21 protein-coding genes and 3 riboswitches are annotated in these 25,649 nt (G+C 57.2%); of the genes, 20 read left to right on the top strand and 1 reads right to left on the bottom strand.

The genetic code is table 11. The features are described 5' to 3' along the window. Positions 1-146: 146 nt before the first annotated feature. The 3 genes from COHPA_RS0109100 to COHPA_RS0109090 are packed head-to-tail and all read left to right on the top strand — an operon-like array spanning position 147 to position 2,804. Positions 147-1,220 (top strand): ABC transporter ATP-binding protein, encoded by a 1,074-nt coding sequence (locus COHPA_RS0109100; protein ID WP_027085865.1) that lies wholly within the window; start codon positions 147-149, stop codon positions 1,218-1,220. Continuing rightward, positions 1,213-2,007, top strand: a complete 795-nt coding sequence (locus COHPA_RS0109095; RefSeq protein WP_027085864.1) for an ABC transporter permease — start codon at positions 1,213-1,215, stop codon at positions 2,005-2,007. Before COHPA_RS0109100 ends, COHPA_RS0109095 begins: the two co-directional genes overlap by 8 nt. Before the next feature lie 8 nt (positions 2,008-2,015). After that, positions 2,016-2,804, top strand: coding sequence for an ABC transporter permease (locus tag COHPA_RS0109090; RefSeq protein ID WP_027085863.1), 789 nt, complete (start codon positions 2,016-2,018; stop codon positions 2,802-2,804). A 315-nt stretch (positions 2,805-3,119) separates the two neighbouring features. Here the strand turns inward: COHPA_RS0109090 and COHPA_RS0109085 are convergent, their stop codons facing one another. Continuing rightward, positions 3,120-3,788 (bottom strand): hypothetical protein, encoded by a 669-nt coding sequence (locus COHPA_RS0109085; protein WP_027085862.1) that lies wholly within the window; start codon positions 3,786-3,788, stop codon positions 3,120-3,122. A 200-nt stretch (positions 3,789-3,988) separates the two neighbouring features. Between COHPA_RS0109085 and COHPA_RS0109080 the strand changes: the two genes are divergently transcribed. The 17 genes from COHPA_RS0109080 (at position 3,989) to COHPA_RS0108995 (ending at position 25,642) form a co-directional block, all read left to right on the top strand. Then, positions 3,989-4,540: a peroxiredoxin gene (locus tag COHPA_RS0109080; protein ID WP_027085861.1), complete on the top strand. Its 552-nt coding sequence runs from the start codon at positions 3,989-3,991 to the stop codon at positions 4,538-4,540. A 70-nt stretch (positions 4,541-4,610) separates the two neighbouring features. After that, positions 4,611-6,131 carry a glutamine-hydrolyzing GMP synthase gene (gene guaA, locus COHPA_RS0109075; RefSeq protein ID WP_035120461.1) on the top strand — a complete coding sequence of 507 codons (1,521 nt, stop codon included), beginning with the start codon at positions 4,611-4,613 and terminating at the stop codon, positions 6,129-6,131. A gap of 168 nt (positions 6,132-6,299) precedes the next feature. Further along, positions 6,300-6,387, top strand: a riboswitch (cyclic di-GMP riboswitch). 185 nt (positions 6,388-6,572) lie between these two features. Then, positions 6,573-8,276, top strand: coding sequence for a pyridoxal phosphate-dependent decarboxylase family protein (locus tag COHPA_RS0109065; RefSeq protein WP_051421743.1), 1,704 nt, complete (start codon positions 6,573-6,575; stop codon positions 8,274-8,276). After that, positions 8,245-9,987, top strand: a complete 1,743-nt coding sequence (locus COHPA_RS0109060; RefSeq protein ID WP_027085858.1) for a methyl-accepting chemotaxis protein — start codon at positions 8,245-8,247, stop codon at positions 9,985-9,987. The genes COHPA_RS0109065 and COHPA_RS0109060 overlap by 32 nt, the downstream gene beginning before the upstream one ends. Positions 9,988-10,571: 584 nt before the next feature. Further along, positions 10,572-10,672: riboswitch (purine riboswitch) on the top strand. Positions 10,673-10,812: 140 nt separating this feature from the next. Continuing rightward, on the top strand, positions 10,813-12,204 hold the full coding sequence (locus COHPA_RS0109055) for an NCS2 family permease (protein WP_027085857.1): 1,392 nt from the start codon (positions 10,813-10,815) through the stop codon (positions 12,202-12,204). A gap of 218 nt (positions 12,205-12,422) precedes the next feature. Continuing rightward, a riboswitch (purine riboswitch) is annotated at positions 12,423-12,523 on the top strand. Positions 12,524-12,684: 161 nt separating this feature from the next. Continuing rightward, on the top strand, positions 12,685-13,170 hold the full coding sequence (purE, locus tag COHPA_RS0109050; RefSeq protein WP_027085856.1) for a 5-(carboxyamino)imidazole ribonucleotide mutase: 486 nt from the start codon (positions 12,685-12,687) through the stop codon (positions 13,168-13,170). Next, positions 13,167-14,408: a 5-(carboxyamino)imidazole ribonucleotide synthase gene (gene purK / locus COHPA_RS0109045; protein WP_027085855.1), complete on the top strand. Its 1,242-nt coding sequence runs from the start codon at positions 13,167-13,169 to the stop codon at positions 14,406-14,408. Before purE ends, purK begins: the two co-directional genes overlap by 4 nt. Before the next feature lie 4 nt (positions 14,409-14,412). Then, positions 14,413-15,708: an adenylosuccinate lyase gene (gene purB, locus COHPA_RS0109040; RefSeq protein ID WP_027085854.1), complete on the top strand. Its 1,296-nt coding sequence runs from the start codon at positions 14,413-14,415 to the stop codon at positions 15,706-15,708. Positions 15,709-15,745: 37 nt separating this feature from the next. Next, positions 15,746-16,627 carry a phosphoribosylaminoimidazolesuccinocarboxamide synthase gene (locus COHPA_RS0109035; RefSeq protein ID WP_027085853.1) on the top strand — a complete coding sequence of 294 codons (882 nt, stop codon included), beginning with the start codon at positions 15,746-15,748 and terminating at the stop codon, positions 16,625-16,627. 77 nt (positions 16,628-16,704) lie between these two features. After that, complete coding sequence (purS, locus tag COHPA_RS0109030) at positions 16,705-16,947, top strand: phosphoribosylformylglycinamidine synthase subunit PurS (RefSeq protein WP_027085852.1); 243 nt, start codon at positions 16,705-16,707, stop codon at positions 16,945-16,947. Positions 16,948-16,953: 6 nt separating this feature from the next. After that, entirely contained in the window at positions 16,954-17,646 is a 693-nt protein-coding gene (gene purQ, locus COHPA_RS0109025) for a phosphoribosylformylglycinamidine synthase subunit PurQ (RefSeq protein ID WP_027085851.1), read from the top strand. After that, positions 17,624-19,879: a phosphoribosylformylglycinamidine synthase subunit PurL gene (gene purL, locus COHPA_RS0109020; RefSeq protein ID WP_027085850.1), complete on the top strand. Its 2,256-nt coding sequence runs from the start codon at positions 17,624-17,626 to the stop codon at positions 19,877-19,879. The genes purQ and purL overlap by 23 nt, the downstream gene beginning before the upstream one ends. Position 19,880: 1 nt before the next feature. Further along, complete coding sequence (purF, locus tag COHPA_RS0109015) at positions 19,881-21,380, top strand: amidophosphoribosyltransferase (protein ID WP_051421742.1); 1,500 nt, start codon at positions 19,881-19,883, stop codon at positions 21,378-21,380. Positions 21,381-21,975: 595 nt separating this feature from the next. Next, the gene (gene purM / locus COHPA_RS0109010) at positions 21,976-23,022 is read left to right on the top strand and encodes a phosphoribosylformylglycinamidine cyclo-ligase (RefSeq protein ID WP_027085848.1); all 1,047 of its coding nucleotides are present in this window, start codon (positions 21,976-21,978) and stop codon (positions 23,020-23,022) included. After that, positions 23,019-23,642, top strand: a complete 624-nt coding sequence (purN, locus tag COHPA_RS0109005) for a phosphoribosylglycinamide formyltransferase (RefSeq protein ID WP_027085847.1) — start codon at positions 23,019-23,021, stop codon at positions 23,640-23,642. The genes purM and purN overlap by 4 nt, the downstream gene beginning before the upstream one ends. Before the next feature lie 60 nt (positions 23,643-23,702). Further along, positions 23,703-24,884, top strand: coding sequence for a phosphoribosylaminoimidazolecarboxamide formyltransferase (locus COHPA_RS0109000; RefSeq protein ID WP_035120451.1), 1,182 nt, complete (start codon positions 23,703-23,705; stop codon positions 24,882-24,884). A 23-nt stretch (positions 24,885-24,907) separates the two neighbouring features. Next, a complete protein-coding gene (locus tag COHPA_RS0108995; protein WP_027085845.1) occupies positions 24,908-25,642 on the top strand; it encodes an IMP cyclohydrolase in 735 nt (244 codons plus the stop codon). The last annotated feature ends 7 nt before the right edge of the window (positions 25,643-25,649 follow it).

Genomic DNA, 25,649 nt, shown 5'->3' with positions numbered 1-25,649 from the left:
TCAATTCCTTTCTGCTAGACGATAGCGGCCGCCTGCGGGCCGAACCCGAGGCAGTTTGTGTGCTGAATCGTTCCTGATGTAAGATTACATTATAGGAATTATAAAGTTTCATGAGCGGGACAAGCAAGTTTCGCCAGGAGGTTACCATGTTAGCTATCGAAGTGAACGAGCTGAGAAAGCAGTTCAAGGTGCAGAAAAACCGCGAAGGTCTGAAAGGCGCGCTCAAGGATTTGTTCAAGCGCGAGCATACGGAAGTGACCGCGGTCAAGGATATTAGCTTCCAAATCCCCCAAGGGGAAATTTGCGGCTATATCGGAGAGAACGGGGCGGGCAAATCGACGACGATCAAGATGCTGACGGGCATCCTCGTTCCGACGTCGGGCAAGCTGCTCGTGAACGGTTACGTGCCGTATAAGGATCGCGAGACGTTCGTTAGGGGAATCGGCGTCGTGTTCGGCCAGCGCAGCCAGCTCTGGTGGGACATCGGAGTCATCGAGTCGTTCAGGCTGCTGCGCAAAGTGTATCGCGTAAGCGAAACGGACTTCAAGCGGCGATTGGACGAATTGGTAGAGACGCTTCATCTGCAGGAGCTGCTGAACCGTCCGGTTAGGAAGCTGAGCCTGGGACAGCGGATGCGTTGCGAGCTCGTGGCGGCGCTGCTGCACAATCCGTCCATCGTGTTCCTGGACGAGCCGACGATCGGACTCGATATCGTCGTCAAGACGGAAATCCGCGAGTTCCTGAAGCGGATGAACCGCGAGCACGGCACGACGATTCTACTGACGACGCACGATCTGCAGGATATCGAAGCGCTCTGTTCCCGCGTTATTATGCTAGACGACGGGCATATTATTTACGACGGCGGGCTGGAAGAGTTGAAGACGCGCTGGGGCAAGGGCCGCGAGGTTCAATTCCAATTCAACGATCCGGTTACGATCGCCGCGGTTAACGGATTGACGAGCGGACTCGACGTTCGCTGGACGCTCGAGAACGAGCAGACCGCCAAAGTGTGGCTGCCGCGCGAGATGAACGTGTCCGACGTGCTCTCCCGCGTCGTCGGAGCGTCGCTGGACATTAGCGACATCAAGATATTCGAGACGAACACGGACGAGATCGTCAGGGAAATTTACCAGTCGGGCAGCGCCGAGGCGCCGCAAGCGGCCGAGGACGCGATCGCCGAGCCGGACAAGGCGGAAGCGGGGGCAGGCAGCCGTGGCTAGCGCTTATCTGGAGCTCATTCGAATCCGTTTCCTCATGATGCTGGCTTACCGGGTGAACTATTATAGCGGCATTATCATTTATGCGATCAATATCGGCGCGTACTATTTTCTATGGAAGGCGATCTACGGCGACGCGGATACGCTGCAAGGGTTTACGGTCGCGCAGATTACGACCTACGTGGCCGTATCCTGGATGGGGCGCGCGTTCTACTTCAACAACTTGGACCGCGAAATCTCGAACGACGTGCGCGACGGCAGCTTGGCGGTGCAGATGACGCGTCCGTACAACTACCTCATCGTAAAGATGATGCAGGGGTTCGGAGAAGGCCTGTTCCGGTTCGGTTTGTTCATGATCCCGGGCATGCTCGTCGTGTCGCTGTTGTTCCCGATCACGTTCCCGAGCGACCCGGTCCGGTACGTCGTGTTCATCGTCATGCTTTGGTTCAGCTTCCTCATCAACTCGCAGCTTAACATTCTAACGGGGTTATTCGCCTTCTTCGTCGAAAATAACGAGGGCATGATGCGGATGAAGCGGGTGCTCGTCGACTTGCTGTCAGGCGTCGTGCTTCCGATCGCGTTCTTCCCGTCGTGGGCGAAACCTGTGCTCGATTGGCTACCTTTTCCGGCGATTACGTATTTGCCCAGCTCCGTGTTCACGGGCAGACTGAACGGCGCCGATGTCTGGCAAGCGCTGCTCGTGCAGGTCGTCTGGTTCGCCGTGCTTATTATACCGATAATGGCGATGTGGCGCTCTGCGCGCCGCAGGCTGTTCGTGCAAGGAGGTTGACGCGGCGCATGAGCTTTACGCTGTCTCTGTTCAGGGAATATATCGCGAATTATTTGAAAACAAAGCTGACTTACCGCGCGGACTTCTGGGTGGAGGTTCTGTCGGACCTGTTGTTCTCGGCGGTGAACCTGGTGTTCATCTTCGTCGTGTTTCTTCATACGCCCGACCTGATGGGTTGGACCGAGGCGGAGGTCGTGTTCGTCTACGGCTACTTCATGCTCGCTTTCGGCGTGTTCAGCACGTTCTTCAACCTATGGAACTTCAGCGAGCGTTATATCGTGAAGGGCGAGATGGACAGGGTGCTGACGCGTCCGGCCCATTCGCTCGTGCAGATCATGCTGGAGAACGTCGATCCTCCGTCGATGGTCGGCGGGCTCGTCGGCTTAGCGATTATGGGCACGTCTTGGGCGACGCTCGGCTTGCCGTTCGATTGGTACGATCCGATTATGCTGCTCGTCATGGTTATCGGCTCGGTGATGATCTACGGAGGCCTGTATACGTCGCTGGCGGCGATCTCGTTCTACTCCGACGCGCCGACCGGCATCGTTCCGCTCATGTTCAACATTCAGAACTACGGCCGGTATCCGGTTCAAATCTTTAACAAGGGGATACGGTTTCTACTCAGCTGGGTGCTGCCGTTCGCGTTCGTCGGCGTCTATCCTGCGTCGTTCTTCCTAGACCGGCACCGGGATTTGACGATGTCGTTGCTCACTCCGGTCGTCGGCGTGATCGTCGCGACGATCGGCCTAACGATCTGGAATCGCGGCATTCGCAAATATCGCGGCGCAGGGAGCTGACCGGCGCCAACGTTCGTCGAATTCGGGACTAAATCTATGCTCCGGACGGCGACTTTCAGGCACATGATTGCTCGCTCGCACGTACCCGCCATTGGAGTAACTCCTCTTAACGGAACTTAGGTCCGTTATTGCGTAAGTACGATGTGTTCTTGGCGAGATAACGGAACTCAGTTCCGTAAAGCCAACAAGATGCGCGCCCGATACATGCGTCAACCCCCAATCGGCGCACATGATTGCACGCTCGCATGTACCCGTCATTGGAGTAACTCCCCTTAACGGAACTCAGTTTCGTAAAGCGGCATAGATACACCTCCGTTACTGCAGATGGATGCGTGAACCGCGCTGCGTCAGACGATAGCTCCTAATCCGCGATTTGCCGCTGGCTGCTTCCAATAAGCCTTGCCGGGTCAGCTCCCAGAGCAGTTCTCGGGCGTAGCGGTCGCTTATACCGACGCATTCGGAAACTTCCAGCGGGGTGAATGCCCGTTGCAGTCGCGATGCAAGCCGCATAATCTCGCGCTGCTTGAGAGGTAAAGCCGGTTGATTGCGCAGTCCGATGCCGTACAGCTTTCCCATCACCTGAAGCACGAATTGCTGAACTTGCTTGGGCCGCTCTTTTATCGCGTCCAACGGGATTCGATAGACTTGCCATCCGCTTGCGACCAGCTCGTTCTGCCTCTGGCGCTCATATTCGAATTCGCGGCGGTTCATGTTCTTGGCGTGCGAGGAGAAGTCGTCGACCTCCCAATCGATCAAGTAGGGATGGAGGATGAAAGCATGATCCAAGTAATAACAGCCGCCGCGAAAGTTGATCACCTCGTGCTCCGCATGCAAGTGCTCGAAACTTCCGATTGCCGGCCACCAGATGGTTTCCGCGAACATTCGCTCGTTCACGCCGTGCCCGTCGTTTAATCGTCTCAGCGACTCTCCTGTCCGCCATTTGCGTTGCCCCTCCAACCAAGCCTTATACTGCTCTTCGAACATACGCGTACCTCCCTCTATAATGGCGAACGCAAAAAAACCGCTCCTCCCCGAACCGGGGACAAGCGGCGTGCTTCGCGCGCGTATCTTTTGCTATGTTCATTATACCGTAGCATCGGCGCAGCGTCGCATCGTTTTCTTTTGCGCCGGGGAATGTTAAGCTGAAACTTATTGTACAGAGAGCGTGAAAGGAACCGACGCCAATGCCTAGAAAACCAACGCTCCAAGTCGGACGCAAGGCGCCCGATTTCGAGCTTCCCGCTATCGGCGCGGAAGGAGACGCCGACAAAGTCAAGCTGAGCCGGTATCGCGGCCGCAAAGTCGTCCTGTTCTTCTACCCGAAGGATTCGACGCCCGCCTGCACGCAGGAGTCTTGCGACTTCCGCGACGCGACGGCGATCATTCGCAACGAGAACTTGAACACGGTCATTCTCGGCATCAGCGCGAACGATCTGAAGTCTCACCGAAAATTCGCGGACAAATACGAGCTGCGCTATCCGCTGCTCGCGGACGTTGATCATAAGGTGTGCGATCTTTACGGGGTGTGGCAAGAAAAACAGCTGTACGGACGCACTTATATGGGCATCGTACGCTCGACGTTCCTGATCGACGAGAACGGCAAGCTGGTCCGAGAGTGGCGCAATTTAAAAGTAAAGGGCCACGCGGACGAAGTCGTAAGCGCGATTCGCGGCTTGAACAAGCGCAGGAGAACCGTATCCGCTCGCCTTGACGCTGCGAAAGCGGCAAAGCTATAATACATTCAATTGATTTCAGGAGGCTCGTGAGACAGTGACTACTCAAGCGCAAGGAAACAAGCCGCACGAAATGATCGTCGTATTGGATTTCGGCGGGCAGTACAACCAATTGATCGCGCGCCGTATTCGCGATCTCGGCGTCTACAGCGAATTGCTGCCGTACAACACCCCGGCGGATAAAATCCGCGAACTCGCGCCTAAGGGTATCGTGTTCTCCGGCGGACCGGCGAGCGTGTACGCGGAGAACGCGCCTCAAGTCGACCGAGGCGTGTACGAGCTCGGGCTGCCGATTCTCGGGATTTGTTACGGCATGCAACTGATCACGCACCAGCACGGAGGCAAGGTCGAACCTGCGCACAAGCGAGAGTACGGCAAGTCGGACGTCGATTTCGTCTCCGGCAATCCGCTTGTGAAGGGCCTCGACGCGCGTCAGACGGTATGGATGAGCCACGGAGACCACGTAACCGAGCTGCCGCCCGGCTTCGTCGTAGACGCGAGCACGGAGCATGCGCCGGTAGCGGCGATGAGCCATGCGGACCGTCGCATCTATGCGGTTCAATTCCATCCGGAAGTCCGTCACTCGGTGTACGGCAACGAGATGATCCGCAACTTCTTGTACGAAGTGTGCGGATGCAAGGGCGATTGGACGATGGAATCGTTCATCGAGGACATGGTGCAGGAAATCCGCCGCGAAGTCGGCGACCAGAAAGTGTTGTGCGCATTGTCCGGCGGCGTCGATTCGTCCGTCGTGGCGATGCTCATTCACAAAGCGATCGGCGATCAGTTGACTTGCATGTTCATCGACCACGGCTTGCTCCGCAAAGGCGAAGCCGAGGGCGTCATGGATACGTTCGTCGGCAAATTCGATATGAAGGTCGTCAAGATCGACGCGAAAGACCGGTTCCTGGGCAAGCTCGCCGGGGTATCCGATCCGGAGCAAAAGCGCAAAATCATCGGCAACGAGTTCATTCGCGTGTTCGAAGAGGAATCCGTCAAGTTCGACGACTTCGCGTTCCTCGCGCAAGGCACGCTGTATACCGATATCGTTGAAAGCGGCACGGCTACGGCGCAGACGATCAAGTCGCACCACAATGTCGGCGGCCTGCCGGAAGATATGAAGTTCAAGCTCGTCGAGCCGCTGAAGGCGCTGTTCAAGGACGAAGTGCGCAAAGTCGGCGAAGAGTGCGGCTTGCCGGAGGAAATCGTCTGGCGCCAGCCGTTCCCGGGTCCGGGGCTTGCGATCCGCGTTCTCGGCGAAGTGACGGATGAGAAGCTGGAGATCGTTCGCGAATCCGACGCGATCCTTCGCGATGAAATCGCCAAAGCGGGCTTGAAGCGCGAGATCTGGCAATACTTCACCGCGCTGCCGGGCATGAAGAGCGTCGGCGTTATGGGCGACGGCCGTACGTACGATTACACCGTCGGCATCCGCGCCGTCACTTCCATCGATGGCATGACCGCGGACTGGGCGCGCATTCCGTACGACGTGCTCGAGAAAATCTCGAACCGCATCGTCAACGAAGTGAAGCACGTCAACCGCATCGTATACGACATTACGTCGAAACCGCCGGCTACGATCGAGTGGGAATAAACGAGAGGTTCAAGGTTCTCCCTGTCAAGGGAGAACCTTTTTTAATAGTTGTTGATTAATTCGCCAAACAATTGTAAGATAATCTCGTCGAAAAAAAGGAAATCTATGGATTTCGAAGCACTCTAAAATTCATGGCCATGAATGCGTTCCGTTCCTTCACAACTGAATATTCGAATTCGGCAAAACTACTGAAAGGTAGTGACGCAAAGCTAAAGGGACTACTTCCGTTTCAGAGAAATGTCAGCCAGCTGCACCCACAAGAAGTGGCGGACCATTACCTTTAGCAGGTCAATCGTACGGCGCTTTTTTTGTTGCCCCGAGGTGCGCCGGGTCGCCTTTGCTCGCTTTCTCTCGTTTAATCCGGCTGTCGCCAACACGACTTAACTTCCATGCAGAAGACAATGCCGATTAAAAATACAATTCGCGACAGAAAGGATGAGAATGATGAGTGGGATAGCGCCCGACGTTAGACAGTGGTTTCCGAGCGATGACGGAAATCCGGAAAAACGAGAGCTAATGATGAAGCTGATCGGGCAAATACTGGCAGGCACGGATGCTTTGAAAGATCCGGACAGCGTCAACTTGAAAGGGACGAAACTTCGTTCCGCGAGATTCTACAACGACCTGCTGCTAGCTAGCGAGATTCCCGAGCAAGGCGTGCCCATGGAAGAAGTGGGAGAAAAGTTACTCGAGTTGTTGCACGCGCATCCTTATCACACGAAGTATTTTCTGACGAACATCTTGCCGATGGCCAGCATTCCGGGCATCGTCGGGATGATCGCCGCCTTCTTGGTGAACGGCAACAATCTGTGGGACGTCTACGGGCCGGCCGGAGCCGAGGCGGAAGTGAAAGTCATCGGAATGATGTCCAAGCTGGCCGGTTACGATCCGTTGCGAAGCGGGGGTTACACGTCGTGGGGCGGGCAAGGGGCCATATTCAGCGGGTTGCGAATCGCCATCAGCAAACATGCCCCGGACGCGAGAATTAACGGAGTGCCCGATCGGTTGTTCGCATTCTGTTCCGAGGCAGCCCACTACAGTTTGTTCAAGTCGATGGAAGCGACAGGGCTCGGCACGAGAAATTTGGTCAAGATCCGAACGCTTCCCGACAGCTCGATGGACGTGGCGGATTTGCGCCGACAAATGGCTCGCGTGATCCACGAAGGCGGCGTTCCCGTCTATATCGTAGCGACGACCGGGACGACGGACGCGATGGGCATCGACAACATCAAGGATATTTACGAGGCCGTGGAGGAGGTTTCGCGGGCTTACAATTTGAGAAGGCCGCATATTCATGCGGATTCCGCGCTCGGCGGGTTCTTCGCCTTCTACAACGATTACGACTTCGCAGCCAACCCGCTCTCTCTACAGTCGGATACGGCGCAGGCGTTACAGACGATACAAAGAAAAATGGCGCATCTCGGCTTGGCGGACTCTCTGTGCTTCGACTTCCAGAAGCTCGGCCAAACTCCTTACTTGACGAGCCTATTCCTAGTACAAGACGCCGAGGATTTGCGGTTGCTGGATTTGGATCCGGACGAAACGCCGTACGTCGGCCATCGCGGCTACGGTCAATATCATACCGGATATACCCTGGAATGCTCCCGAATGGCCAGTTCCATCAGTATGTACAGCGCGCTGCTGGCATTCGGCGTCGAAGGCTACAGGAGGTTGCTCGCCCAATTCGTCGACGTGAACCTGGCCTTCCGGAGGGAGATTGGCGCCAGGATTCCCGAAGCGGTAATCGTCAATCCGGACAATCCCGGCATCATCACGCTGTTCCGTCTTTATCCCGAAGGCGGACGGTCGTTCCGGGAGGAGTTGTCCGGCAGTTGTACTTCGCAGGAAATACGGAGGACGAACGATTTGAACGAGAAGATGTTCGAACTCCTTGGGCAGCACCGCGATCGAATGTTCTTCGGGGATACGAAGAAGCATTTGACCGTTAAGACGGAAGACAACGGCCATGCAGTGCTATATGCGTCGAAATTTTTCGCCATATCGCCCTATACGCAGGTCGAGCACGTGAACGAAATCGTTCGTTACTTGCAAGAGAAGATAGCGGACGTGTATGCAAGATTCGATATGCAAATGGACAAAGGAGGGACGATTAGTGTCGGGACTGCAAGATCGGACATTCGCTAAACGGATTGGGCAATGGTTTACCCACCATCTTTCGGTCAAAATTATCGTAAGCATTATCCTTCTGGCTCTTCTCACATGCGGGGCTTTCGCGGGATCGAGTCAGATCGTTAACCGGCAGTTGACTAGCAAGCTTCTGGAGCAATTCGACCTTCGTCTGAATTCCGATATTCAAATGGCCTACCAGAAGGTGGCTTCTATCCCGGGCTTCGATTCGCCTATCGAATCGGCGGCATCGGAGCAGTACGTCCGAATTAAGGAAGCGCTGGAGACGTTGAAAAGAGAACACGGCTTGGAAAATGTGTACATGCTGTCGAACAACGGAGGAGAGGAGCGCATCGACGTGCTTTCCGACGTGCCGGACGATTTCGGGACGCCGTATCCTTTTACCCCCGAAATGAAAGATGCGCTCGCAGGAGATAAAGCCATCATTAGCGGGATATACAAGGACGAATACGGGATACACAAGTCGATCTTCCTGCCGATCAAGAATAAGCAAGGCGAAAGCCATACGTTGCTTGGCATTGACTTGGAAGCTTCCGTGATCCCGGAAACTTCGTCGAAGATTTCTTGGACAACCTTCACGATTACGGTGATTGTGCTGGTGGTTGGAGTGCTGACCGCATTGTTTATCAGCAGAATCGTGACGAAACCGTTGCGCGAGTTGATGAAGGTTACCGAGAAAGTGTCTTCGGGAGATTTGCGAGCTCGCATCGAGCTGGATAGGCAAGACGAAATCGGCAAGCTGGCTCAGTCTTTTCGGGTAATGGGAGACAACCTCCGGGATTTGATCACGCAAATTTCCAGCACTTCCGAGCAGATTGCCGGAACGAGCCGAACGTTGCATCAATCCGCGGGCGAAACGAGCGAAAGCTCGGGGGAAATCGCCTTGTCCATGAATAAGATGTCGGACGGTATTACCGACGTTGTCGGCAGCATCGCCGGCAGCAATTCGACGATCGGCGGCATGGATTCCGAATTGGAAGGAGTTTCGGCCGAGGTAGACGGGATGAAGGAAATTTCGCATAAGGTCAAGCTTCGGTCCGAAGAAGGGCAGCAACTGGTCGAGCAGACGTTGCAGCAGATCGAAGTGCTGCGCAGCGTCATGCTGCATTCCCGGGAAGCGGCCGAAAGGCTCGGGGAGCGATCCAAGGAAATCGGCGAGATTATCCATATGATCACCGATATTTCGGAGCAAACGAATTTGCTCGCGCTGAACGCGGCGATTGAAGCTGCCAGGGTCGGCGAACAGGGGAAAGGCTTTGCCGTCGTCGCCGGCGAAGTGAGAAAGCTGGCGGAGCAATCTTCCCATGCGGCGAAATCGATCGCCGAACTGATTACGGGAACCCAAGAGAACAGCATACAGGTTATCGACCGGGTGTCGGAAGGGTATCGCGCGGTGGATCAAGGGCATCATTCGATTAGCGGCACTTATGACAATTTCAAGCAAATCCAAGAAGGCATTTCCGATTATTCGAATCGCACGGATCGGTTGTCGGAAACGTTGTTCAGTTTTAAACAATCGTTCGCCAAACTCTCGGATGCCATGGAGAATATTTCCGGCATTACGGAAGATCAGGCGGCGGGCTTCCAGGAGGTGGCGGCGGCGGCTCAGCAGCAAAGCGCCGCCGTTCAAGAGGTCTCCGCCACGATCGGCGAATTGTCCAATCTGTCGACAGAGCTGCAAGGCTCCATTACGAAGTTCAAGTTGTAACCGGCTGGCTTTGTCTCGGAGGTGCGCCGCAGTAACGTTGCGAGACAACGCTAATCCGGCTCTGTCCCGGAGGTGCGCTGCAGTAACGTTGCGAGGCAACGCTAATCCGGCTCTGTCCCGGAGGTGCGCTGTAGTAACGTTGCGAGACAACGCTAATCCGGCTCTGTCCCGGAGGTGTGCTGTAGTAACGTTGCGAGACAACGCTAATCCGGGTTTGTCTCGGAGATGTGCCGCAGTAACGTTGCGAGGCAACGCTAATCCGGGTTTGTCTCGGAGGTGCGCTGTAGTAACGTTGCGAGGCAAATGGCTAACCGCTTTCGTTCGCACGCAATCCGTTGAATCAAACGGCAATAGACTAAAACAAAATGAGGATGGCGCAGAAATAACCTCTGCTCCATCCTCATTTATTGTTAATTGCGTTGATTTCTCGGGAGGAGTCAACGCTATAATCGCATCGGTAGCGAAAAAAGGGGAAATATGGCGAATAGGCGACAAAATCCGAACGTTTTTACATGTAAAGCGTTTACAATATTCGTAAATTTTCATTGACAGGCTAAGGACTTGGTCCTAGAATGAGAGTGTATCAACAACTGAATATGTCTTTTCGTATAATTCCGGGAATCGGCCCGGAAGTTTCTACGAGGTCACCGCAAATGATCTGGCTACGGGAAGTGGAAGAAGAGTACATAAGGGCTGCGCGCGCTCCTTTTGTATGATTTTTCCCAGTTGTGCGGAACCTAGAGGAACGATCTTCTAGGTTTTTTGTATGTTATGCCTTGGTTTTCACCATCAACTCGCAAATTGAAGGGAGAGCTTGTCGAAACTATGGAACGTTTCTTTAAGCTGAAAGAACTAGGTTCTAACGTACGCACAGAAATCATGGCTGGTTTAACGACTTTTATGACGATGGCGTACATCTTGGCGGTCAATCCGATGATTCTCGGAGGAGAAGGGCTTCTCGATCCGTACGGCGTATTCCTCGCCACGGCGCTCGCTGCCGGTATTTTCACGATTGCTATGGGCGTGTTCGTTAACTTCCCCGTGGCGGTCGCGCCAGGCATGGGACTGAACGCGTTCTTCGCGACGACGATTATCGCATCGCAGGCGACGGATAATCCGATTTCCCCATCGATGGGTCTTGCGGCGGTATTCATCTCGGGTATTATCTTCCTGATCCTGACGTTGACTCAAATCCGCCAAATGCTGATCGTGGCCATTCCGGACAGCCTCAAGCACGCGATCACGGTCGGTATCGGTTTGTTCATCGCGATCATCGGCCTCAAGAACAGCGGCGTGCTGACGGTCAGCATCGAAGGCTGGGTTCAATCCACGGGCAGCTTCCAAGATCTTGGCGGCTCGGACACGGTATTCCATATGGGCAGCTTGGAGAACGCGAACGTATGGCTGACGCTCGTCGGCCTCGCGATCATCGCGGTCCTGATGGTGCTTAAAGTTCGCGGCGCGATTCTGTTCGGCATCGTTCTTACGACGCTGATCGGCATGATCCCCGGCGTCGACGTAACGAACATCGATTCGCTCAAGGGCGCCGACTGGACGCCGCAATTCGATCAGTTGAACTTCTGGGACTTCGACTTCGCCGATCTGCTCACGACCGGCTTGCTCACGGCTATCGCGACGTTCACGTTCGTCGAGCTGTTCGATACGTTCGGCACTCTGGTAGGTACGGCTAACCGCGCGGGCTTCTTCAAGAACAAAGAAGAAGGCAAGAAACGCGTCGGCAAAGCGATGTTCGTAGACGCGGTAGCGGTCAGCGGCGGCGCCATGCTCGGTACGAGCACGGTAACGGCGTACGTCGAGTCCAGCGCCGGCATCGCGGAGGGCGGCCGTTCCGGTCTGACTTCCGTAACGACGGGCGTATTCTTCCTGCTTGCGCTGTTCCTCGCTCCGCTCGCGCTTCTGGTTCCGTCTTCGGCGACGAGCGCCGCGCTGATCATCGTCGGCGTATTGATGATTCAATCGATTAAAGAAATCGACTTCTCGGATTTCGTGGTAGGCATCCCTGCGTTCCTGACGATCGCGCTCATGCCGTTCACGTACAATATCGCCAACGGCATCTCGTTCGGTATCGTATCCTACGTGCTGCTTGCGACGGTGGCGAACTTCGCCGGCAACAAGGAGCACAAAGTCCACTGGCTCATGTGGATCCTCGCGATCTTGGTCATCGCGCGCTACGCGTTCATCGGCTCGCAAGGCTAAACCCGGTATTGTCGTCAACGTAACCCCGTCGTTCCATGCCCCTTAGGCTGGAAAGGCGGGGTTTTCCGCATTCGAGGCGAGTCGACAATCCAATGTCGCGAGGCTGTGTCTAAATCCGAACATTAATATTTCATATGACCGAAAGCGTTCGCCTTTGTTTGACATCCTCTCAGATCTGAAGTAAAATTAGAGTCGTTGCAATAGTAAAATGACTGCTGCCAGCCAGCAATTTAAAAGCGCGTATAATGTCGGGAATCGGCCCGAAAAGTCTCTACCCGGAAACCCTAATTTCCGGACTACGCGGCATATGTCTAACGAAGCGCCCGGAAAGCCGCGGACCACATGGTCCGGGCTTTCTGCTGTCGTCGCTCGTTTCGTATGACCATAGAGAGAGCGAAGGCCGATTGGGGAATACTGACTGTATAACCTTCGGCCTTTTTGTTTGTTCATAATTATGAGTTATCGCGGAAGGGTGGAAGCATGGCGGCGATTGTCGGTGTCATCATGGGAAGTACGTCGGATTGGGAAACGATGAAGAAAGCTTGCGACGTGCTGGACGAATTGGCTATTCCATACGAGAAGAAGGTCGTATCGGCTCACCGTACGCCGGACTTGATGTTCGACTACGCGGAGTCCGCAGCCGAGCGGGGTTTGAAGGTCATTATCGCAGGCGCGGGCGGTGCGGCGCATCTTCCGGGCATGGTCGCTTCCAAGACCGTATTGCCCGTCATCGGCGTGCCTGTTCAATCGAAAGCGTTGAACGGGCTTGATTCGTTGTTATCGATCGTGCAGATGCCGGGCGGCATCCCGGTCGCGACGGTGGCGATCGGCGCCGCTGGAGCGACGAACGCGGGTCTTCTCGCCGCGCAGATGATCGGTTCTTTCGACGCGGGCGTGCAAGCGAAGATCGCTGCTCGCCGCGCGCGCATTACGCAGGAAGTGCTGGATAACGGAGAATTGCCATGAGCGAGCCGATCAAGTTAGTTAACTTGTTCGAAGGCGATGCGGAAGGCGCGGCTTGCGGAATCGACGGCTGCGTGCCGGTTCAGGCGTCTCCTCGGACTATCCTGCCGGGCGCGACGATCGGCGTGCTCGGCGGAGGCCAGCTTGGGCGCATGCTCGCGCACGCGGGCAATCGGCTCGGCTACAAGTTCGTGACGCTCGATCCGACGCCGGATTCTCCGTGCGGGCAGACGGCTGCGCAGATCATCGCCAAGTATGACGATAGGGAAGCGGCGAAGGAGCTGGCGGCGCGCTCGGACGTCATCACGTACGAGTTCGAGAACGTGGATGCGGACGTCGCTGCCATGCTGGAAGCGGAATCTTACGTGCCGCAAGGCAGCAAGCTGCTGTATACGACGCAGCATCGGCTGCGCGAGAAGCGCGCCATCGAGGCTGCGGGCGCGACGGTAGCGCCCTACGCGGAGATCGATAGCTTGGAGGCGCTGCGCGATGCGGCGGCCCGGCTCGGACTTCCGGCGGTGCTGAAGACGGCGACCGGCGGCTACGACGGCAAAGGCCAGTGGGTGTTGCGGAGCGAAGATCAGTTGGCTCCCGCATGGGAAGAAGCGAAGAATGCCGGCACGGAGCTCGTGCTGGAGCAGTTTATCCGCTTCGACAAGGAAATATCCGTGATCGCGGCCAGAAGCCCGTCCGGTGAAGTCCGGACGTTCCCTCCGGCAGAGAACGTTCACGTTCGCAATATTTTGCACCTATCCATCGTACCGGCGCGCGAGTCTACGGAAGTGCTTGCGGAGGCCGAACGCCTTGCCGTTTCGATCGCGGAGACGCTCGGCGTCGTCGGACTGATCGCGGTCGAGATGTTCGTAACCGAGGACGGCAAGCTGTACGTCAACGAGCTTGCGCCGCGGCCGCACAACTCCGGTCATTACACGATGGAAGCGTGCCGTACTTCGCAGTTCGAGCAGCACGTTCGCGCGATCTGCGACTTGCCGCTGGGCGACACGTCGCTTCTGACGCCGGTCGTCATGGCGAACATCCTCGGCGAGCATACGGAGCCGCTGACGGCATGGATGTTGAAGCGCGACGATGTCGCGGATAAACTCGGCGTAGAGCCGAAAGTGCATTTGTACGGCAAGGCCGAAGCGAAGCATATGCGCAAGATGGGCCATATCAACGTGCTCGCCCCGAACGTGGAGGCAGCGCTTGAGTGGATATCCCAATCAGATATTTGGAGGGGTTAACCGAATGATCGAACGTTACAGCCGCCCCGAGATGCGGGCGATATGGACCGAAGAGAACAAATTCCAAGCTTGGCTCGAAGTCGAGCTTGCCGCGTGCGAAGCGTGGGCAGAGCTTGGACACATTCCTCATGAAGACACCGTGGCGCTACGCCGCAACGCGAAATTCGATATCGATCGCATCTATGAGATCGAGCAAGAGACCCGGCACGACGTTATCGCGTTCACGCGCGCGGTATCGGAGAGCCTCGGCGCGGAGCGCAAGTGGGTCCACTACGGCTTGACGTCGACGGACGTCGTAGATACGGCGCTCGGCTACTTGCTGCTTCAAGCGAATAAAATTCTTAAGAAAGACATCGAGAACTTCATCGCCATCCTGCGCGAACAGGCGATCCAATACAAAGACACTCCGATGATGGGCCGCACGCACGGCGTACACGCGGAGCCGACGACGTTCGGGCTGAAGCTGGCCCTCTGGCACGAAGAGATGAAACGCAATCTCGAGCGGTTCGAGCGCGCGGCCGACGGCGTTCAATACGGTAAAATGTCCGGAGCGGTCGGCACGTACGCGAACATCGATCCGTTCGTCGAGCAGTTCGTATGCGGCAAGCTCGGCATTACGGCGGCACCGATCTCGACGCAGACGCTGCAACGCGACCGCCACGCGGAATACATGGCGACGCTCGCGCTGATCGCGACGTCCATCGACAAGTTCGCGACGGAAATCCGCGGTTTGCAGAAGTCCGAGTTCCGCGAAGTGGAAGAGCCGTTCGGCAAAGGACAGAAAGGCTCGTCCGCGATGCCGCACAAGCGCAACCCGATCGGCTGCGAGAACATGAGCGGCCTGTCCCGCGTCATCCGCGGCTTCATGCTGACGGCTTACGAGAACGTGCCGCTGTGGCACGAGCGCGACATCTCGCACTCCTCGGCCGAGCGCGTCATTTTACCGGATGCGACAATGCTGCTTAACTACATGCTGAACCGGTTCGGCAACATCGTGAAGAACTTGACGGTGTTCCCAGAGAACATGAAGCGCAACATGACCCGCACGTATAACGTTCCGTTCTCCGGTCGCGTCATGACGAAGCTGATCGACAAAGGACTTAGCCGCGAGCAAGCGTACGATACCGTGCAGCCTCGCGCGATGCAGGCTTGGGAAGAGCAGCGCGACTTCCGCGATATCGTCTCGTCGACGCCTGCGATTACCGAGCTGCTATCCGCCGAAGAGATCGCCGATTGCTTCAACCCGACGTGGCACCTGAAGCACGTGGATACGATTTTCGACCGTCTCGGTCTGAAATAACAATAGAACGAATCGCGCCAAACATGGGGAGGCCATCATGTCCATCCAAGCGTTAGCGACAGCCGAAGGGCTCGTCAAAGCCCCGCTTATTCACAAGGGGAAAGTCAGGGAGCTATACGATCTGGGCGAGCATCTGCTCATCGTCGTCACCGACCGCATCTCCGCGTTCGATTACGTGCTCGATCCGCCGGTGCCGGGCAAAGGCAGCGTGCTCAACACGCTTAGCGCTTACTGGTTCGAGCAAACCGCCGGCATTCAGCCGAATCACGTCGTTCACACGGACGTGAAGCTGCTCGGAGATTTAGTGACCGAGCCGGAGAAGCTGGAAGGCCGTATTATGGTTAGCCGCAAAGCGGAGAGGATCGATATCGAGTGCGTCGTACGCGGCTACATTACGGGCGGCGGCTGGCGCCAGTATCAGAGCAACGGCCAAGTGAACGGTATCCCGCTCCCTCAGGGGCTGCGCAAGAACTCGAAGCTGGACGAGCCGATCTTCACGCCCGCGGGCAAGAACGACGTCGGCCACGACGAGGATATCCCGTTCGAAGAGATGGCGCGCCGCGTCGGTCAAGAGCTGGCCGAGGAGCTGCAAGAACGCAGCCTGAAGCTGTACGAATTCGGGCGCGATTATTGCGCGGAGCGCGGCATCATCCTCGCCGATTGCAAGTTCGAATTCGGCATCGTCGACGGCAAGGTTATTCTGATCGACGAGCTGTTCACGCCGGATTCCTCGCGCTTCTGGGCGAAGGAGAAATACACGCTCGACGTCGAGATCGACAGCATGGACAAAGAACCCGTCCGCTCGTACCTCGCAAGCTCGGATTGGGACAAGAACAGCCCGCCGCCGCGGCTGCCGGCCGACGTCGTCCAAGCGACGACAGACCGCTACCGCGATATCGCGCGCAGGCTGATGGAATAGCACGGAACGGAATTCCGCTATCGCTCCGCGCGAGCGACGGCAATACTTATACCCACCCCATTTCAGGAGGAGAACCCATGAAAGCGAAAGTATACGTAACGATCAAAGAAAACGTGCTCGACCCGCAAGGCAACGCCGTACAAGGCGCGCTCCACACGATGGGCTTCGGCGAAGTCGGCAAAGTCCGCATCGGCAAATACCTCGAAGTCGAGCTTCAAGGCAACGATCGCGCGAAAGCCGAAGCGCAATTGAAAGAAATGTGCGAAAAGCTGCTGGCGAACACGGTCGTCGAAGACTATCGCTTCGAATTGGAGGGTTGAGTCTCCATGAACTTTGCGGTTCTCGTATTCCCTGGCTCCAACTGCGACATCGACTGCTATAAGGCGGTAGAAGATACGATCGGCCAACCGGTCGACTACGTGTTCCACACGGCTACCGATCTTTCCAAATACGACGCGATTCTCGTGCCGGGCGGCTTCTCTTACGGAGACTACCTGCGTTGCGGCGCCATCGCGCAATTCGCGCCGGTTATGACTGAAGTTCGCAAGGCTGCCGAGGCAGGCAAATTCGTGCTCGGCATCTGCAACGGGTTCCAAATCCTGACCGAAGCGGGCCTGCTTCCGGGCGCGCTCATTCGCAACAATTCGCTGAAGTTCCGCTGCCACCAAGTGGATCTTGTCGTCGAGAACCATTCGACGGCGTTCACGAACGGTTACGCCAAGGGCGAAGTCATCGACATTCCGATCGCGCACGGCGAAGGCAGCTACTTCGTTGACGACGCTACGCTGCAGCAGCTTAAAGCGAACAACCAAATCGTTTTCCGCTATGCGGGCGACAACCCGAACGGTTCCGTCGATGGAATCGCGGGCGTCTGCAATGAAGCCGGCAACGTCGTCGGCATGATGCCGCATCCGGAACGCGCCGTAGCCGACATTCTCGGCTCCGATGACGGCGTTCGCATGTTCACGTCAGTACTTAACGCTTGGAGGGAACGCAATGGCGCAGCAAGTGTCCGCTAAAGAACCTACCGTAGAGCAAATCGCGGATCAGAAAATATATAAGCAGTTCGGCGTGTCCGACAAAGAATACGCCCTCATCTGCGACTTCATGGGTCGCAAGCCTAACTATACGGAAATCGGCGTGTTCAGCGTCATGTGGTCCGAGCACTGCGCGTACAAAAACTCCAAGCCTTTGTTGCGTCGGTTCCCGACGAGCGGCCCGCGCGTCCTTATGGGACCGGGCGAGGGCGCGGGCATCGTCGACATCGGCGATAACCAAGCGGTCGTGTTCAAGATCGAGTCCCACAACCACCCGTCCGCCGTCGAGCCGTACCAAGGCGCGGCTACGGGCGTCGGCGGCATCATTCGCGATATTTTCTCGATGGGCGCTCGTCCGGTGGCATTGCTGAACTCGCTGCGTTTCGGTCGCCTGGAAAGCGATCGCGTGCGGTACCTGTTCGAGCATGTCGTCAGCGGTATCGCCGGTTACGGCAACTGTATCGGCATCCCGACCGTCGGCGGCGAAATCATGTTCGACGAAGCGTACGAAGGCAACCCGCTCGTAAACGCGATGTGCGTCGGCTTGATCGACCACGACAAAATCCAACGCGGCGTCGCCAAAGGCATCGGCAACCCGGTGTTCTACGTCGGACCGGCAACGGGCCGCGACGGCATTCACGGCGCTACGTTCGCATCCGAAGATTTGACCGCCGAGTCCGAGGCGAAGCGTTCCGCCGTACAAGTCGGCGATCCGTTCATGGAGAAGCTCGTCATGGAAGCGACGCTTGAACTGATCGACTCCGGCATCGTCCTTGGCATCCAAGACATGGGCGCTGCGGGCTTGACCTGCTCGAGCGCTGAGATGGCAAGCAAAGCGGGCAACGGCATGGAGCTGTATCTCGACGAGGTGCCGCAGCGCGAGGAAGGCATGACCGCTTACGAGATGATGCTGTCCGAGTCGCAAGAACGCATGCTGTTCGTCTGCGAACCTCAGCACGAAGAGCAAGCGAAGGGCATTTTCGCGCGTTGGGGCTTGCATTGCGCGAAAGTCGGCAAAGTAACCGACACCGGCCGCTTGCAGCTGTTCCACAAAGGCGAGATGGTCGGCGATATGCCGGTTAAAGCGCTCGTCGACGATTGCCCGGTCTATAACAAACCGTCCGCGGTTCCTGAATATTACGTGACGAACGGCTCCATCGATACGAACGGCTACGAGCAAGTGGCGGATCTGAACGCGGCATTGCTGAAGGTGCTCGGCTCCCCTTCGCTCGCGAGCAAAGAGTGGGTTTACAACCAATACGACTATATGGTTCGTACTTCAACGGCCGTACGTCCGGGTTCGGACGCTGCGGTTGTCACGATTCGCGGCACGCGCAAGGCGCTCGCGATGACGACGGACTGCAATGGACGCTTCGTGTACTTGGATCCAGAAGTCGGCGGACGTATCGCGGTCGCCGAAGCGGGACGCAACATCGTGTGCTCCGGCGCCGAGCCGCTCGCGATCACGGACAACCTGAACTTCGGAAGCCCGGAGAAGCCGGAAATTTTCTGGCAGATGGAGAAAGCGGTAGACGGCATGGCGGAAGCTTGCCGCGTGCTGGAGACGCCGGTCATCGGCGGCAATGTATCGCTTTATAATGAGAATAGCAGAGGCGCGATCTACCCGACGCCGGTCGTCGGCATGGTCGGCCTCGTGCACGATACCGATCACATCACGACGCAGGAGTTCAAAGCCGAAGGAGACGTCATCTTCTTGCTCGGCGAGACGAAGGCGGAAATCGGCGGCTCCGAGTTCCAGTACGCCGTTCACGGCGTAACGGAAGGCCGTCCTCCGGTATTGGATCTGGCGTTTGAGAAACGGTTGCAGGGCGCCGTGCTTGCTGCGATTCAAGGCGGCTTGGTCGCATCGGCGCACGACTTGTCCGAAGGCGGCCTCGCTGCCGCGCTGGCGGAGTCCGGCTTCGGCCGCGGCCTCGGCGCAGAAGTTGACTTCGATTCGGACTTGCGTTCCGACATCGCGCTGTTCAGCGAATCGCAATCGCGCATTTTGCTGACCGTAAAACCTGACTTCGAGATGAAGCTGGCATTGGAGTTGACGAAGGCTAACGTACCGTTGAAGCGGATCGGCACGGTAGGCGGCGATCGGCTGCGCATTAGCGTCGGCGGGGTTAGCGCCATCGATGCTTCTATCGAAGAACTGCGCGGCGTATGGAGATCGGCGATCCCTGCTTATATGAACGGATCTAAGCAATAATATGACAACTCGATTGGCGAACGGAGGGACAGCAGTGCAACGCTTCTGGACCGGAGACTACTACAACGAAGGCAACAGCAGCAATCGGGACTCGATTTTCGATAAATTGAAAGAGGAATGCGGCGTGTTCGGGGTGTTCGGTCATCCCGAAGCCGCCAACCTCTCGTTCTTCGGCCTGCATGCGCTGCAGCACCGCGGCGAGGAAAGCTGCGGCATCTGCACGTCCGACGACGGCACGTTCCACTACCATCGCGGGATGGGGCTCGTTAAGGAAGTGTTCGACCGCGACCGGTTGGAAGGCCTGAAAGGCTCGCATGCGATCGGCCATGTGCGCTACTCGACGTCCGGAGCTAGCCAGCTCGGCAACGCGCAGCCGCTCGTGTTCAAGTACCGCGGCGGCGACCTCGCCATCTGCACGAACGGCAACCTCGTGAACGAGCCGGGCATCCGCAAGGAGCTCGAGGAGAGCGGCTCGATCTTCCAGACGACGAGCGACACCGAAGTAATCGCGCACTTGATCGCGCGATCGTCCAAAGATTTGGTAGAGGCGGTGCGCGACGCGTTCCAGCGATTGATCGGCGGCTATGCCTTCCTGATCATGACGAAGGACAAGGTGATCGCCGCGTGCGACCCGCACGGCTTGCGTCCTCTCGTCATGGGCAGGCTTGGCGACGCGTATATTTTCGCTTCGGAGTCGTGCGCGCTGGAGACGACGGGCGCGGAGTTCGTGCGAGACGTCGAGCCGGGCGAACTGCTCGTGCTCGACAAGGACGGGCTGCACGAAACCCGCTTCGCTCCGATCGAGCGCCGGGCGATCTGCGCGATGGAGTACATCTACTTCGCGCGTCCGGACAGCGATATCTATGGCTTGAACCTGCACTCGGCGCGCAAGCGCATGGGCCAGGTGCTCGCGCAGGAAGCGTTCGTCGATGCCGACATCGTGACCGGCGTGCCGGACTCTTCGATTTCCGCGGCGATCGGATATGCCGAGCAGACGGGCATCCCTTACGAGCTTGGTCTCATTAAGAATAAATATACCGGACGTACGTTCATTCAACCGTCCCAGGAGCTGCGCGAAAAAGGCGTTAAGATGAAGCTGTCCGCGGTTCGCAAAGTCGTCGAAGGCAAGCGCGTCGTCATGATCGACGACTCCATCGTTCGCGGCACGACGTCGCTGCGCATCGTCAATATGCTCCGCGAAGCCGGCGCGCTCGAGGTTCATGTGCGCATCACTTCGCCGCCGTTCATGAACCCTTGCTACTACGGCATCGATACGCCGAACCCGGCGGATCTGATCGCGTCGAGCAAGACGGTCGAGGAGATTCGCCAGGCGATTAACGCCGACTCGCTCTTCTTCTTGTCCGAGCAAGGGCTCATCGACTCGGTCGGCGCTCATCCGAACGAGAAGAACGGCGGCCTGTGCCTCGCGTGCTTCAACAACGACTACCCGACCGCCGTCCGCTTCGAAGAAGCGAAGCTGACGTCGTGCAGCTGCGACTGAGCGCCGGCATATCGTCCGTGGTCGCTCCTGCGAGAAGAAACATCGGGTTACGCCGCTGTTACGTTTGCGTGATTATGAGCGGATTCTAAGGTGTTCACGCAAACGTAAAGGCGGACGCTCTCGCTCTCCACCCGATGGTTGTCTCTTCGTCGCTTAGGGACGATGCAGGTAGGAGAAATAGAACCACGCTGTGTCACTAAATCATCGAACCGCGTGTTTTGAAACAAATTAGTGTTACGTGGAGTCACTAAATTGAGGGACAGCGTGCGATTAAGCGAAATAGAAACACGTGGTGTCACTAAATCACGAGATAGCGTGCGTCTGAATGAAATAGAGTCACGTGTTGTCACTAATTTCCCTAGCGGAGTTCCCGCAAAGGATTTCGACGCGGGTTTCCGCGTAGGAACAATAGTTAGTCTTAAATAGGGTCTGAGCAGCGGAGGGACAACCATTGGGTGTAGAGTGCAACGTCCGCCTTTGCCGTCACGTGACTACATTGCTAACGTTCATTCAAGTCACGTGACGGGAACAGCGGCGAAACCCAATGGTTCGTCACGCGGCAGCGACTATGACCCACATAAGGGAGTGTAAAATTGTGTCCGAAGCCTACAAACAAGCCGGCGTCGATATCGCCGCGGGCAACGAAGCCGTCGAACGGATGAAGAAACACGTTAAGAAAACGTTCCGTCCGGAGGTTCTCACCGGTCTCGGCGGATTCGGCGGACTGTTCGGCCTGAACAAAGACAAGTACGAGGAGCCCGTGCTCGTCAGCGGCACCGACGGAGTCGGCACGAAGCTGAAGCTCGCGTTCGCGATGGACAAGCACGACACGATCGGCATCGACGCGGTGGCGATGTGCGTGAACGACGTCATCGTAACCGGCGCCGAGCCGCTCTTCTTCCTCGACTACCTCGCGTGCGACAAGATTATCCCCGAGAAGATCGAAGCGATCGTCAAAGGGATCGCGGACGGCTGTCAGCAGGCGGGTTGCGCGCTGATCGGCGGCGAGACGGCGGAGATGCCGGGCATGTACAGCGAAGGCGAATACGACATCGCCGGTTTCACGGTAGGCATCGTCGACCGCCCGAAAGCGATCGACGGTACCACGATCGCAGCGGGCGACGCGGTGATCGGCCTCGCTTCCAGCGGCGTTCACTCCAACGGCTTCTCCCTCGTGCGCAAGCTGCTGCTCGAGAAGAAGGGCTACGCGCTTACGGACAAGCTCCCAGAGCTCGAAGGCAAGACGCTCGGCGAAGTGCTGCTCGAGCCGACTCGCATTTACGTGAAACAAATCCTTAACATCCTCGAGAGCGTCAAGATCAAAGGAATGGCGCATATTACGGGCGGCGGCTTCATCGAGAACATTCCGCGCGTCCTGCCTGAAGGCGTCAACGTAGACATTGCACGCGGTTCCTGGCCCGTGCTTCCGATCTTTAACCTGATGCAGCGTGACGGCGCGATCTCCGATCGCGACATGTACACGACGTTCAATATGGGCATCGGCATGGTGCTCGTCGTTCCCGCGGAACAAGCCGAAGAGACGCTGCGCATCGCCAAGGCGCAAGGCGAGCAAGCGTATCGCATCGGTACGGTGACCGCCGGCAACAAATTCGTTACCTTCGAAGGCGTTGAGCTTCCATGAGCGCTAACCGGCCGCTGAGAATCGCGGTGTTCGCTTCCGGCAGCGGAAGCAACTTTCAAGCGTTGGCCGAAGCGATTCGCGGCGGCGGGATCGATGCCAGCATCGATCTCGTCGTGTGCGATAAGCCTGCGGCTTACGTGCTGGAACGCGCCCAAAGTTTCGATATCGAAACCTTCGTTTTCCGTCCGAAAGAATACGCTTCTCGCGAAGCTTACGAAGAGCAAATCGTGGCTAAGCTTCGGGAGAAGGGTATCGACCTCGTCGTCATGGCCGGCTACATGCGCCTTGTTACGAACGTTCTGGTCGAGCCTTTCTATGGACGGATGATCAATATCCATCCGGCGTTGCTGCCTGCTTTCCCGGGGATGGACGGCGTCGGGCAAGCGCTCGCCTACGGCGCGAAAATAACGGGAGCAACCGTGCATTTCGTGGACGGCGGCACCGATACGGGACCGATTATCGCCCAACAAGCGGTACCGATCGAAGACGATGATACGAGAGAAGAGCTAGGCGCGCGAATCCAACAAGCGGAACACGCGCTGATTCCGGCCGTCGTCAAGTGGATTGCCGAAGGACGCGTCTCGCTGGACGGACGGAAAGTGACGGTTCAGCGCAGCTAGCGTTAGCGCGATGCGGCGAACGAACCTGTGGAAGTTACTATGGAAAGGAAGATCGAATCGATGAGCAACGCGAACGAGATTGCTTTAAGATACGGAATGAACCCGCACCAGAAGGAAGCAAAGCTATTCGCGGAAGGCGGCAAGCCGCTTCCGATCAAAGTCGTGAACGGCGACCCCGGCTTCATCAATTTGCTGGACGCGCTTAACGCGTTCCAGCTCGTGCGCGAGCTCCGTCAAGCGACAGGCTTGCCGGCCGCGGCATCCTTCAAGCACGTAAGTCCCGCAGGGGCGGCAGTCTACGCTCCGCTCACGCCTGAACTGGCGAAAGCCTACTTCGTCGACGGATCGGACCTGTCGCAGCTGGCAACGGCATACGCCCGCGCCCGCGGCGCCGATCGCATGTCTTCCTTCGGCGACGCGGCGGCGCTCAGCGACATCGTCGACGCGTCCACGGCGCAGCTTCTTAAGCGCGAAGTGTCCGACCTCGTCGTGGCGCCCGGCTATACGCCGGAAGCGCTCGACATTCTGAAGCAGAAGAAGGGCGGCAAGTACCTCATTCTCGAGATCGATCCGAACTACGCGCCGGACCCGATCGAAACCCGCACGCTGTTCGGCCTGAAGCTGCAGCAAGAGCGCAATGGCGCAGTGCCCGACGCATCCGTGTTCGAGAAAATCGTTACCGAGAACAATGAGCTGCCGGATAACGCGAAACGCGACCTGCTCGTGGCTCTCATCACGTTGAAATACACGCAATCCAACTCGATCTGCTACGCGCTGGACGGCCAGACGATCGGCATCGGCGCGGGCCAGCAATCCCGCATTCACTGCACGCGCCTCGCAGGCGACAAAGCCGACCGCTGGTATCTGAGACAGCATCCGGCCGCGCTGAACATGAAGTTCCGCGAAGGGCTCGCCCGCGCGGAACAGAACAACGCGATCGACCTGTGGCTGGAAGACGAGCTGACTCCGTTCGAGCAAGCGAGCTGGGAAAGCTGCTTCGAGGAAGTTCCGGCGCGCCTGACGTCCGAGCAGAAACGCGAATGGCTGAAAGGCTTGCAAGGCGTATCCTACGGCTCCGACGCGTTCCTGCCGTTCCGCGACAACTTGGACCGCGCGAGCCGCAGCGGCGTGAAGTACGTCATTCAAGCGGGCAGCTCGCTGCGCGACGAAGAAGTCGTCCGCGCGGCTAACGATTACGGTATGGTCATGGTGTATTCGGGCGTACGCCTGTTCCATCACTAATAGACGGAAGGTGACGAACGAATATGACGACGCAATGGAAGCAACAGGCGGATCTCACGATTCAAGAGCTTAACGATAACTCTTATCCAGGGCGCGGCATCATCATCGGCTTGACGCCGGATGCTGCGCGTTACGTACAGGTGTATTGGATTATGGGGAGAAGCGAGAACAGCCGGAATCGCATCTTCGTGCCGGAGGAGAACGGATTCCTGCGCACCGAAGCAGCCGATCCGGCGAAGCTGTCGGACCCTTCCCTGATCATCTATTACCCGGTCAGACATTCGAACGGCGCGCACATCGTCACGAACGGCGACCAGACGGATACGATATTCAACGCGATCCAAGACAACGGAACGTTCGAGCAAGCGCTGGCGACGAGGACGTACGAGCCGGACCCGCCGAACTTTACGCCGCGCATCTCCGGGATCGTCGATTTGAACGACAAGCAGAACGCGTACAAACTGTCGATCCTGAAGTCCAACACGAACGACGAGTCTCAAACGAAGCGTCAATATTTCCACTACGAGAACGGCATCGCGGGCTACGGCCACTTCATCTCGACGTACGTCGGGGACGGCAACCCGCTGCCTTCGTTCGCAGGCGAGCCGAAGCTGGCGCCGTTGTTCGACGATGCGCAAGAGACGGCGAACTACTATTGGAACCTGCTGAACGAAGATAATCGAATTTCCTTGCTCGTCAAGACGATCCGCGTCGATGACGGTACGACTTCTCTGACCGTTATCAACAAACATTCCTAAGGAGGGG

Origin of the sequence: Cohnella panacarvi Gsoil 349 (assembly GCF_000515335.1) — a bacterium.
In the GTDB taxonomy this organism is placed as follows: Bacteria; Bacillota; Bacilli; order Paenibacillales; family Paenibacillaceae; genus Cohnella; species Cohnella panacarvi.
This window is presented reverse-complemented; position numbering and strand designations above follow the sequence as displayed.